Source organism: Pseudoalteromonas sp. 2CM28B (genome assembly GCF_023161935.1).
Genome location: NZ_JALNTH010000007.1, coordinates 245,804 through 255,905 on the forward strand (window position 1 = coordinate 245,804; position 10,102 = coordinate 255,905).

Sequence of the window (10,102 nt, forward strand, 5' to 3'; positions counted from 1 at the left end):
GTAACTATGACTGTTTCAGCAAAGCCAAAAGCGCAATACTTAAAAGACTACACTGCGCCTAATTTTTCTATAGAGCACACTGAACTCACTTTTGACTTACAACCACTAAATACAAAAGTGACGGCGCTACTAACGCTTAAAAGAACAACAAATCAAAACTCAGCGCTTGTGTTAGATGGCATAGACTTACAATTAGTGGAGCTGCAAGTAGACAATATTGCTTATACTAATTATAAGATTGAAGGTGAGCACCTAATCATTAATGATTTACCTCACACATGCCAGCTTAAAATTGTTACTGAAATTTCTCCTGATACAAATACCTCTTTAGAAGGCTTGTATTTATCTGGTGGAGCGTATTGTACGCAATGTGAAGCGCAAGGTTTTAGAAAAATAACCTACTTTTTAGACCGCCCTGACGTGCTAAGCACGTACGATGTGACGATTATTGCTGATAAAAGCTTTAAGCATTTACTGTCAAATGGTAACCAAATTGACAGTGGTGAAACAGCTGATGGTCGCCATTTTGCTAAATGGCAAGACCCATTTAAAAAGCCAAGTTACTTATTTGCATTAGTAGCTGGTGATTTTGATGTACTAAAAGACACCTACACAACAAAAAGTGGGCGCGAAATTGAGCTTGCGTTATTTGTTGATAAAGGCAATTTATCGAAAACACCACATGCAATTAACTCATTAAAAAAAGCCATGGATTGGGATGAAACACGCTTTAACCTAGAATACGACTTAGATATTTACATGATTGTTGCCGTAGATTTTTTCAATATGGGAGCAATGGAAAATAAAGGGCTAAATGTATTTAATAGTAAATGCGTATTGGCTAACCAAGAAACCGCCACCGATAAAGATTATCACACGATAGAGTCGATTGTTGGTCATGAGTATTTTCATAACTGGACGGGAAACCGTGTTACCTGTAGAGACTGGTTTCAGCTATCGTTAAAAGAAGGGCTCACAGTATTTAGAGACCAAGAATTTAGTAGCGATTTAGGCTCACGCGCACTTAACCGCATTGATGCTGTTAAAGTAATGCGCACACATCAGTTTAGTGAAGATGCGGGGCCAATGGCGCACCCAATTCGCCCTGAAAAAGTTATCGAAATGAATAACTTTTATACCGTAACGGTGTACGATAAAGGGGCTGAAGTTATCAGAATGATGCACACCCTGTTAGGTGAGGTTAACTTTCAAAAAGGGATGCAGCTATACTTTGAACGCCATGATGGTCAAGCGGTTACCTGTGATGATTTTGTTGCTGCAATGAGTAATGCTTCAGGCATAGATTTAACGCAATTTAAGCGTTGGTATAGCCAATCAGGTACACCACGATTAAATGCAACACAGCACTATGATCACGATAAGCAACTTTATACTTTAACAATTGAGCAATCAGCTCCGCTAAATCAGCCAGATAATAAGAGCCTTCACATTCCATTTGCCATCGAATTATTAGATGAAAATGGGCAAAGTATTGCACTTACTTATCAAGGTGAAAAACGCGACCACGTGCTTAACGTAACTGCGCCAATGCAAACGTTTTACTTTGATCAAATACCTGCTCGCCCAGTGGCTGTACTACTTGAAGATTTTTCAGCGCCCTGTATTTTAAGCCAGCAAAATTCAGAACCTGATTTACTGCATATTATGCGTTATGCGCGCAGCGATTTTTCGCGTTGGGATGCGCAGCAGCAGTTATTTATTAATGCAGTTAAGCAAGCAGTCAACGCACCTGAACATGCAACATTAAGTGAAAACGTTATTAATGCACTACGTGTGTTAATAAGCGCACAAAGTGGCGATTTAGCACTGGTAGCAGAGCTTATAAAACTGCCAAGCTTTGACACGTTTGCCGCTGAGTTTGACATAATTCCTGTTGACGAAATCATTACAATCACAAGGTTGTTTGAGCAACAAATTGCCGAGCAATTATCTGATGAGCTTTTACATTGTTACAGCTCGTTTGTAGATGATGGCAGTATAAATCCTGATGCAGTGGCTATAAGAGCGCTTAAAGGTGTTTGTCTACATTACTTAGCTAAAATACCTTCTGAGCAAGTTGACCGCTTTATTAAAGAATCGGCAGCTTCACCGAATATGACCAATGTTTTAGCCTCATTAAGTGCGGTAGTAAAAGCATCACACCCGTTAAGAACAACGTTGTTAGATCACTTTGATAGCCAGTGGCGTCATGATGTTTTAGTTATGGACAAATGGTTTGCGCTGCAGGCTATGCAATCTGGTTATGATGCTATTGAGAATATAAAAGCGTTGTACGCGCATCCTAGCTTTGATTTTTCAAATCCAAATCGTGTACGCGCATTAGTGGGCAGCTTTAGTCATTTTAATACCGCACAATTTCACCGAAAAGATGGTGAAGGTTACGCATTATTAGGTGATTTACTTATTAAGCTAAACGCGATTAATCCGCAAAATGCCTCTAGAATGTTAACGCCTTTCATGTCGTGGAAACGCTTTGACACCACCCGTGCTCAAGCAATGAAAGCACAGTTGCAACGCTTAGCAAACCTTGAAGGATTAAGTGCTGATTTATATGAAAAGGTTGAAAAAGCTCTTAATTAAATGATTGAGTATTACTTTTCTTTACACCTGAGCTATAACAAATGCATGGACTACTACCATGGTCGTTTTAGCTCAGTACAAGTGGTTGAGGATAACGGTAAAACAATACGTTTTGCCGCCTCGCACTTACGCCCTTACATTTCATCTATAGGAATAAGAGGGCGTTTTAGACTTTTACTTACCTCCGAGAATAAATTTATTCGCCTCGAACGTATCGCCTAACCTGCTGTTTTTATGTTATAGATACATAAAAATATTATCTTTTTGTTAATTTCAATTTGTTCTATTGTTAATTTACGTGTATAAATTATCTGGTATGACGTCTTACCAATACGTAAACGTCAGCTCAAAAAATATAATAATTGATTGAACGCGACCATTTGTAATTTTTTATAATCGCTTCTATCGTTAAGATTACACTAAAAACAATAACTTGATCACACATAATTACCCACGACAGGGGGGATACACAATGATAAGAAGATCGCTTTTTGTTAAAAACAAAATAGCTATAGGTTTAGCAGCCGCAAGCTTAGGTTTATCTGCAGCAGCGAATGCAGCAAATTTTGAGGTAGGGGGCTTTGATGTCACCTTCGACTCAACTTTTTCCTATGGTCAAAGCGTCCGTGTGGAAGACAGAGATTTCGACATTATTGGTAAAAGCAATAATCCTGCATTTGATTGGACTGGGTATAATCCTTCATTAAATACAATTTATTCTTCTCAAGATGTTTGGGCTCAACCAGGTTCTTACTCTAATAATGGCGATGCAGGTAATCTTAATTTTGATAGCGGTGATTCGTTTTCAAAATTATTGAAAGGAACACACGACCTTTCAATTAGTAAAGATAACTACGGCTTATTCACACGTTTTATGTACTTTTACGATTTTGAGTTAATGGATGGTGATAGAGCCTACGTTAACCCAACCTCAGGACAAGGCGTAGATCCATGTGATGATGACGACACAAAAGAGCAAAGTTGTGCCGACATCCGTTTATTAGATGCCTATGTTTGGGCAAATTTTGACTTAAACGATGGCAATAACCCGCTGTCAATTCGCCTAGGTCAACAAGTAGTAAACTGGGGTGAGAGTACACTTATCTCTCATGGTATTAACGTAAACCCGGTCGATATTGACCGCTTAAAAGCGCCAGGTGCTGAGCTTAAAGAAGCATTTATTCCTGTAGGTATGCTTTGGGCGTCATTAGGGATCACTGAAAATATTACTTTAGAAGGTTTTTATCAGTACCAATGGCATGAAACACGCCTACCGGCTGCGGGTACTTATTTTTCTACCAATGACTTTGCAGCAGAAAACGGCTATCAGCAAAATGTACAGTTAGGTTTTACTTCAAACCCTGACATTGATATGGCCTTTTTAACCGACAGCCTTAATAACCTTTATACTAATTTTGCTCAGGTAGCCGCAGCACAGGGTATTGACCCAACAAGTGCTGAAGGCCAAGCCCTGCTTGCAAACATGTATTTAGCTCATCCAACTAAAGTTGCACTTAAAGGTAAAGGCGATAACGGTAAAACAGAGCCAGATGACGGCGGCCAATATGGTTTACGTTTAGGTGTATTTTTACCAGAGTGGAACGACACAGAAGTGGCGTTATACCACGTTAACTACCATAGTCGACGTCCGCTAATTTCTGGTCGTGTTTCTAACTTTTCTCAAGCTGCCATCGCACAAGATCTAGCGATGATTGCAACAACAGAAATTACAGATGACAACGTGGCAGATTTAGTTGCGTTTTCAAAAGCAGAAAATGATTACCCAGAAGATATTAAACTTTACGGTTTAAGCTTTAACACCACAATTGGTGAAACCGCGTTTGCTGGTGAGTTTGCATTTCGTAAAGACGAACCGTTACAAATAGACGATGTAGAGCTACTTTATACCGCCATGCCTGAACAATTGGCGCTTGCCGGTATTCGCCCAGACTTTGCGGGTATTTCGCAAATGAGTTTTGGTGATGCGATTAGCTCTGTAGCGGCAGGTGAAGTTGCACAAGGTTATATTGAACGCGACACATCACAAATTCAGTTTACTGCAACACATTTATTTGGCCCGTCATTAGGTGCTGATAGCTGGGCTGTAGTAGGTGAAGTAGGTGCTGTTAAAATTCATGATATGCCTGACTACGACGAAATGCGTTTAAATGTGTCGGGTACAGGTCGAAGCGGTGTGATTACAGGCCCAGGCACTACTGACTACACAACATTACAACTAGGCCTTTCTAATGGCCCAGAAGAAAAGTCGTTTGCAACGGCATCATCTTGGGGTTACCGCCTAATTGCTAAAGGTGATTACTTTAACCTTTACAATGGCATTAACTTCTCTCCACGATTTGTATTTTCTCATGATGTAAACGGTAACACACCTGATCCTATGTTCTTGTTTATTGAAGACCGTAAATCGTTGGGCGTAACGATGAACTTTAATTACCAAAATGCATGGTCACTTGATGTGAGCTACAACTCATTTTGGGGTGGTGGCGATATCAATACTTTCTCAGATCGTGACTACGTTTCTTTCAATTTAAAATATTCAATTTAGGGGTAATATTAGTATGATTAAAAAACCTACCCTCATCGCTACCGCTTTGTGTAGCATGTTTTTAAGTTCAGCGGCAATGGCAAAAATGAGCGCTGAAGAAGTTGCACGTTTAGGACAAGACTTAACGCCATTTGGCGCAGAAAAAGCAGCCAATGCTGATGGGTCAATTCCAGCGTGGAATGGCGGTATTACATCTGCACCAGAAGGTTATGAGCCAGGCATGCACCATTTAGACCCGTATTCTGCGGACAAAGTGTTGTTTACCATTGATAAAACAAACCTTGATAAGTACAAAGCTAACTTAAGCCCTGGTCAAATTGCTTTATTTGAAGCATACCCAGATACGTTTAAAATGCCTGTTTATGAAACGCGCCGCTCTGCGTCTTACCCGCAGTTTGTATACGATGCAACAAAAGAGTTTGCTGCAACGGCTGAGCTTATTGAAGGTGGCAACGGAATAAAAAATACCGCAATTGGTATTCCATTTCCTATTCCTAAATCTGGCTTAGAAGCTATTTGGAATCACTTATTACGCTATCGTGGACAATCAATAGAGCGTTTTGGTGGACAAGCTGCACCCACCGCATCGGGTTCGTACAATTATGTTGGCTTTGATGAACAACTATTGGTTAAATATTCAGATCCTAAAGCGACTCCTGCAGAGCTTCAAGACTCAAACATTTTGTTTAAATTTAAGCAAAAGGTGACAGAGCCAGCACGCCTTGCCGGTACAGCGCTACTTGTACACGAAACTATGGATCAAATTTTAACGCCTCGCCAAGCGTGGACATATAACTCAGGTCAGCGTCGTGTTCGTCGTGCACCAAATGTTGCATATGACGCTCCAGGTACAGCCGCAGATAGCTTACGTACTACCGATGATTTTGATATGTTTAATGGCTCACCTAACCGTTACAACTGGACGTTAAAAGGTAAGCAAGAGCTATATATTCCGTACAATAGCTACAAGTTACACAGTGATAAACTAGAGTACGACGATATTTTAAAACCAGGCCACATTAACCCAGAGCATACGCGTTATGAAAAGCACCGTGTATGGGTTGTTGAAGCTAACTTAAAAGATGATACACGCCATATTTATAAAAAACGCGTGTTTTATATTGATGAAGATAGCTGGCAAGTACAAGTGACCGATATTTATGATAATCGCGACCAGCTTTATCGTGTAGCAATGGCATATGGCTTAAACTACTACGAAGTACCTACGCAGTGGAGTACCTTAGAAGTGTATCATGATTTAAATTCGCGCCGTTACTTAGCTATTGGTTTAGATAACCAAGAAAAAATGTACGACTTTTCAGAGTCGTTTAACGATAACGAATTTACTTCAAGCGCATTACGCCGTGAAGGTAGATAACAACGTAATATGCAGCTAACAGCCCGTTAGCTGCTTTTTTCTTTCTCATCGCGTTTGTCTATACGACACGCAGGATTTTCCTCAGCAAACAGACAAACAATTCTTCAGTTCAAGGCGATTAAAATTTATGAAGTATTTGGTATATGCCAGCCTGATCATAAGCGGTGCGAGTATTGCACAAGATGCACCTCAGTATGCTATTAGCGCAATCAACGCAAATAAAACCCTACTAACTGATATTACCAATACAGGTGCTGCTTTAGTGGCTGTAGGTAAGCACGGTACGGTAATAACAAGCAAAAACGCTGAGCAATGGCAGCAAGCGCAAAGCGTCCCTACACAGGTATTGCTAACAGCTGTCGATTTTTCTAATGAAACTCATGGGTGGGCATGCGGGCACGATGCCACAATAATTAATACCACCGATGGTGGTTTAAATTGGCAATTACAACAAGCAAAGCCAGAGCTTGATAAGCCGTGTTTAGATATTTACTTTGAAGATGACTCAAATGGTTTTGCTGTTGGCGCTTATGGCATGTTTTATCAAACCAGTGATGGCGGTAAGCACTGGCATAAACGCTTTTTAGACTCTTTACTGTTTAGTGAAGATAGAGAGTATTTGAATGATTTAAAAGAAAATGACCCTCAAGGCTACGAGGCTGAAACAGCATCTATACTGCCACATTTTAACCGTATTGAAAAAACAGACAGTGGTTTGATGTTAGTCGGTGAAATGGGGTTAATGGCCAAAAGCAGTGATAATGGCCAAACATGGCAACGCCTTGATGAAATTTACCCAGGTTCTTTTTTTGCGGTAGCATCAGATCCGCAGCAAGAAATTGTGGCAGGGCTGAGAGGAAATGTATTTGCTAAAAATAAAAATGAACAACAATGGCAACATTTTGAAAATGTTAAAACGGCCACGGTTAATAACATTATAAATTATAATAATGAGCATTGGTTACTGCTGGCAAATAGTGGTGTGATCTTTCATTTAAAAGACGGCTTACTTACACATGAACAACGCCCCGATGGTAAAGCTATTCTAGATGGCGTAATAATTAATAATAAATTGGTCATGGCAACAGAAGATGGCATTAAAGTGAAGGAGTTGAACCCTTAATGCATACGTTTTTAGATTTTTTAGAAAAGGCGGTGTTTAGACACCGTACTATCATGTTGATCGCTTTTGCGCTAATCACATGTTTTTTAGGCTATAAAGCCACTCATATTGTATTAGACGCCTCGTTTAACAAAAATATTCCGCTAAATCACGAATACATGAAAGTGTACACCAAACACGAAAAACAATTTGGTGGCGCAAATAGCATTTTAATTTCGGTGTGTGATGACAGTGGCAACATTTTTAACCCCGAATTTTTCACCCAATTAAAAGCAGTACACGATCAACTGTATTTTATTCCTGGTGTAAACCGCCCATTAGTTAACTCTATTTTTGCGCCCAGTGCGCGTTTTGTTGAAGTGGTTGAAGATGGTTTTGCTGGCGGCCCAATCATTCCTGCAAACTTTAAAGCTGACCAAAAAGGTTTAGCGGTAGTTAAAGAAAACATTGAAAAAGCAAAAGTAGTAGGGCGAATGATTGCCAGCGATTACTCATGTGCCATGGTGACCGCGCAGCTACTCGAAACCGACCCGCAAACTCAGCAAAAGCTAGATACACTGGCATTTGCAGATAAGTTAGAAACGCAAGTAAGAGAGCCTTTAAGTACAGATAAAGTCAGTATTCATATTATTGGATTTGCCAAAATGGCCGGCGATATCGCACAAGGGGCAAAAGGCGTTGTGCTATTTTTTGCTATTGCCATTGGTTTTACCTTTATTATGGTATGGCTATTTTGTGGCAGTTTGAAGCTCACCATTTTACCTATAGCGTGTTCAATTATTGCCGTAATTTGGCAAATGGGTTTATTGTCGAGTCTAGGTTTTGGTCTCGACCCTATGTCTATATTGGTGCCGTTTTTAGTATTTGCGATTGGTGTAAGCCACGGCGTGCAGATGATCAACGCCATTGGTAAAAAAGTAGGTGAGGGCAAAAGTACCCGCATTTGTTGTCAATCAAGCTTTAGAGCATTACTTGTACCTGGTGGTATTGCGCTGCTTTCAGACACGGTGGGCTTTTTAACCCTGCTGACTATTGATATAGGTATTATTCGTGAACTTGCAATCACAGCAAGTTTAGGTGTTGCTGTTATTATATTTACTAATTTAATTTTATTGCCAGTGTGGGCCTCGTATATGAATTTTGCCAACACTGTGCATATTCAATCAGGCGATGCGCAAAAGCCAAATATGCTAGATGCGATACGCGATTTATTGGTAAAAGCCACAGACCCTAAAACCGCAAAAATGATTATTGGTTTTACGCTGGTGTTATTTGCATTAGGTTACTGGCAAGCAGATAAAATGCGAATTGGTGATTTACATGCAGGTGCGCCTTCGCTGCATCAAGATGCTCGCTACAATCAAGATACTTTTTTAATATCGGACAAATACACTATTTCGTCGGATATTTTAAAAGTGATTGTTGAGGCTTACCCAGCGGCGTGCACAGAGCACGATGTGATGGCGCGCATTAGCCGTTTTCAGTACAAGGTAGAAAACGTGCCAGGCGTACAATCGGCGGTTAGTTTAAGCTCTGTGGCGCAGTCGGTTAACGCAGGTTACAACGAAGGTAACTTAAAATGGCAAAGCTTACCGCGTAATTCAGCCAGCTTAGTGCAATCAACAGCCCGTGTAGAAACAAGCACAGGATTACTCAATGGTGATTGCTCAGTCATGCCGGTGATTATATTTTTAGATGATCACAAAGCAAATACAATCGATACCGTTATTCAACGTGTTAAGCAATTTGCACAAGAAGAAGGCACAGACAAGTTAGCCTTTAAGTTAGCATCAGGGCCTGTAGGGGTGATGGCGGCAACAAACGAGTCTGTTTCTGCGGCGCAAATTCCGATGATGCTATACGTTTACGGCGCAGTTATTATTTTGTGTTTGTTAAGCTTTAAGAGCGTAAAAGCGACAATCGCAGTGGTATTACCTCTGTATATTGTATCAACTCTTGCACAAGCACTTATGGTGCAATTAGAAATTGGCTTAACGGTATCTACTTTACCTGTTATAGCCTTAGGTGTAGGTATTGGTGTGGATTACGGTATTTATATACTTTCTTCGATGATGGGCCAACTTAAGCAAAACGTACCGCTGAGCGTGGCGTACCGTAATGCCCTTGTTGAGCGTGGCAGTGCTGTATTGTTTACCGGTATTACCCTTGCGATAGGTGTGAGTACGTGGATATTCTCTGATCTTAAGTTTCAAGTAGATATGGGAATACTGCTTACCTTCATGTTTTTAGTAAATATGTTAGGTGCGGTACTGCTATTACCCGCAATTGGTAGTCTGCTGTGGACCGACCAGAAAAAATAAAGTGAATAATTGTGCTCCTAAATGACCTGTAATGGTCATTTATATCTATATTTTGTGAATAGATGACCAAATAGCTGAAATGCTTAAAATGTTTTCATCGAAAAGGCTGTTTA

General features: G+C 40.2%; 6 protein-coding genes. All 6 read left to right on the forward strand.

The window, feature by feature from the left end; translation table 11 throughout:
• The first annotated feature begins 6 nt into the window (after positions 1 to 6).
• Positions 7 to 2,601 carry an aminopeptidase N gene (gene pepN, locus MTN96_RS12765; protein ID WP_248531852.1) on the forward strand — a complete coding sequence of 865 codons (2,595 nt, stop codon included), beginning with the start codon at positions 7 to 9 and terminating at the stop codon, positions 2,599 to 2,601.
• Positions 2,602 to 2,823 carry a DUF2835 domain-containing protein gene (locus MTN96_RS12770; RefSeq protein WP_248531853.1) on the forward strand — a complete coding sequence of 74 codons (222 nt, stop codon included), beginning with the start codon at positions 2,602 to 2,604 and terminating at the stop codon, positions 2,821 to 2,823.
• 250 nt (positions 2,824 to 3,073) lie between these two features.
• Entirely contained in the window at positions 3,074 to 5,167 is a 2,094-nt protein-coding gene (locus tag MTN96_RS12775; protein ID WP_004586707.1) for a DUF1302 domain-containing protein, read from the forward strand.
• A 13-nt stretch (positions 5,168 to 5,180) separates the two neighbouring features.
• Positions 5,181 to 6,545 carry a DUF1329 domain-containing protein gene (locus MTN96_RS12780; RefSeq protein WP_024033529.1) on the forward strand — a complete coding sequence of 455 codons (1,365 nt, stop codon included), beginning with the start codon at positions 5,181 to 5,183 and terminating at the stop codon, positions 6,543 to 6,545.
• 127 nt (positions 6,546 to 6,672) lie between these two features.
• Positions 6,673 to 7,668 carry a YCF48-related protein gene (locus MTN96_RS12785; RefSeq protein WP_096041645.1) on the forward strand — a complete coding sequence of 332 codons (996 nt, stop codon included), beginning with the start codon at positions 6,673 to 6,675 and terminating at the stop codon, positions 7,666 to 7,668.
• Positions 7,668 to 9,989, forward strand: a complete 2,322-nt coding sequence (locus tag MTN96_RS12790) for an RND family transporter (protein ID WP_248531854.1) — start codon at positions 7,668 to 7,670, stop codon at positions 9,987 to 9,989. Before MTN96_RS12785 ends, MTN96_RS12790 begins: the two co-directional genes overlap by 1 nt.
• Positions 9,990 to 10,102 lie beyond the last annotated feature (113 nt).

Excerpts from the sequence above, each read along its gene's own strand:
- pepN (WP_248531852.1), top strand. The coding sequence starts at position 7 with ATGACTGTTTCAGCAAAGCCAAAAGCGCAATACTTAAAAGACTACACT.
- MTN96_RS12770 (WP_248531853.1), top strand. The coding sequence starts at position 2,602 with ATGATTGAGTATTACTTTTCTTTACACCTGAGCTATAACAAATGCATG.
- MTN96_RS12775 (WP_004586707.1), top strand. The coding sequence starts at position 3,074 with ATGATAAGAAGATCGCTTTTTGTTAAAAACAAAATAGCTATAGGTTTA.
- MTN96_RS12780 (WP_024033529.1), top strand. The coding sequence starts at position 5,181 with ATGATTAAAAAACCTACCCTCATCGCTACCGCTTTGTGTAGCATGTTT.
- MTN96_RS12785 (WP_096041645.1), top strand. The coding sequence starts at position 6,673 with ATGAAGTATTTGGTATATGCCAGCCTGATCATAAGCGGTGCGAGTATT.
- MTN96_RS12790 (WP_248531854.1), top strand. The coding sequence starts at position 7,668 with ATGCATACGTTTTTAGATTTTTTAGAAAAGGCGGTGTTTAGACACCGT.